Origin of the sequence: Methylobacterium sp. WL103, from assembly GCF_008039885.1 — a bacterium.
In the GTDB taxonomy this organism is placed as follows: domain Bacteria; phylum Pseudomonadota; class Alphaproteobacteria; order Rhizobiales; family Beijerinckiaceae; genus Methylobacterium; species Methylobacterium cerastii.
This window is the reverse complement of record NZ_VRUX01000811.1, coordinates 1-1,536: the sequence shown is the minus strand read 5'-3', so window position 1 is coordinate 1,536 and position 1,536 is coordinate 1. Positions and strand designations below refer to the sequence as shown.

General features: G+C 73.1%; 2 protein-coding genes. One reads left to right on the top strand and one right to left on the bottom strand.

Going from position 1 to position 1,536, the window contains the following annotated elements:
- Positions 1-160 precede the first annotated feature (160 nt).
- Entirely contained in the window at positions 161-556 is a 396-nt protein-coding gene (locus tag FV222_RS25690; RefSeq protein WP_147815976.1) for a response regulator, read from the top strand.
- A gap of 53 nt (positions 557-609) precedes the next feature.
- Here FV222_RS25690 and FV222_RS25685 read toward each other — a convergent pair.
- Positions 610-1,536 (bottom strand): WcbI family polysaccharide biosynthesis putative acetyltransferase (locus FV222_RS25685; RefSeq protein ID WP_246685667.1); only part of this gene is annotated, 927 nt, incomplete at its 5' end.

The window sequence follows — 1,536 nt, the reverse complement described above, 5'->3', positions numbered from 1 at the left end:
GCCCGGTCGGCACGGCGCGCCGAATTCGGGCGCGGCGTTGCGGCGGCGCAACATCGTCGCTCGCCGAGACGGGCCGAGCAGGCCTCGAGCCCGGGCGCCTTCACCGAGCGTTAACCGCCTTGGCCCCCAAGCTCGCGCACCGACCGCCGGATCGACCGCGATGCCTTCCGCCCAGAACGTGCTCATTGTCGAGGACAGCTACCTGCTCCTCGAGATCATCGCCTCGCTCTGCGCGACCCAGGGCATCAGCGTGGTCGAGGCGTCGAGCGGCGAGGCCGCGCTGACGATCCTGCGCGAGCGCGGCCGCGCGATCGACTGTCTGTTCACCGACATTCGCCTGCCCGGCCTGATCGACGGCTGGAGCGTGGCCGAGGCCTTCCGCGCGCTGCATCCCGACCGGCCGGTGGTCTACACCTCGACGGCCCCCGCCCTGCCCCCGCGGGCCGTCGGCGGCAGCCTGTACCTGCGCAAGCCGTTCCAGATCCGCGACGTCGAGCAGGTGGTGCGGATGATGGCGCGAGGCCGCCTCGACGCGCCGGTCCGCGCGGCGGTGTGACCGCAGGGCGTTCGCACGGACGAACCAGGCCCCTCGCCCCGGGCGCCGCCGGCTCACGCCGCGCGGAACATCGCCACGATCTCCGGCGCGGCGATCCAGGCCTCGACCCGGGCGCAGGCGAGGTCGCCGGGCTCGGCCGCGTCGTAGAGCGCGAAGCTCGCCGCGAGGAAGCCGGGCAGGTCGTAGAGGTCCGGGAAGGCGTCGCCGCGGGGCTTGGTCTTGAACAGGTACGAGCCGGTCAACCCGTAGACCTCGGCGATCGGCGGGTAGACCGGCCAGACCACGTCGCGGGCGAGCTCGTCGCCGAGGTAGTCCTCGATCTCCACCGGCTCCGGCGTGAAGCCGCTCTCGACGAGCAGGCGCCGGGCGATGTCGGCGATCACGAAGACCTTCGGGTGGTTGATCACGTGCATGAACGCGCCGCGCCGGCCCCAGCGGCTCATCTCGCGCTCCAGCCCGAAGCCGACCATGGCCCCGCCGCCGACCAGCTCGCGCACCGCTGGCTCCCACTGGTCGAGGTAGCCGAGCCGGCGGAAGACGTCTTCGCGGAACAATCGCTCCGTCTGGGCCGCGGTGAGGTCGAGGCGGTGGGCGCACAGGGCGATGGCCGAGTGGTACTGCCCCAGCGGCGAGCGCGCGAGCTTCAGCGCCGCCAGGTCCTCGACCCGGCCGGCGTAGACCATGTCCGGGTGGAAGGCCGAGAACACGATCGTCGGGAACATCCGGGTGCGCGGGTCGCGGCGGCGCAGCACCGTGATGTCGCCCCCCGGGAGCAGACCGGCCGGAAACAGCTGCGAGAACACGTGGTCGCTGGAGGCGAGCGTCGAGACCAAGCCGTCGATGTGGCCGTGGTCGCGCCCGAGCGTTCCCATCGGCAGGAAGCGGACGGGGCTGTCGGGCGCCAGGAGCCGCATCGCCTGGGCCACCCCGCGGGCCTGGCAGTTGCCGAGCACCGCGATCCGTGGTCCGCGGCGGCCCGC